Below are 248 nucleotides of genomic sequence, written 5' to 3' on the forward strand. Positions count from 1 at the left end.
TTTCCAACCCGTAGCGTGACCCGCAGCCTGGGCGTAAATGCTTTCGCCACCTTCTTCTTGGCTGCTGGAGCGACAACGGGTTTCGCGAACACAACTTCTTCCACAGGCTCATTTACTAGAGGAGCAGATATCTGCTCTTCGGGCTGAGGCGTACCGAATAGGGCACGACGCATTTCTTCTTCAGTTAATTCAGAGCTCATAGAACATCTCAAAGTGGGCGGTAATCAGCTCGACGAATTCTACTAGGA

Annotated in this window: 1 protein-coding gene; it reads right to left on the minus strand. The window is 51.2% G+C overall.

Annotation, left to right across the window (positions count from 1 at the left end; translation table 11 throughout):
- Positions 1 to 200 (minus strand): hypothetical protein (locus tag KMS84_RS44775; protein ID WP_256921649.1); only part of this gene is annotated, 200 nt, incomplete at its 3' end.
- Positions 201 to 248: the final 48 nt, after the last annotated feature.

The organism is Streptomyces hilarionis, assembly GCF_024539675.1.
Classification (GTDB): domain Bacteria; phylum Actinomycetota; class Actinomycetes; order Streptomycetales; family Streptomycetaceae; genus Streptomyces; species Streptomyces hilarionis.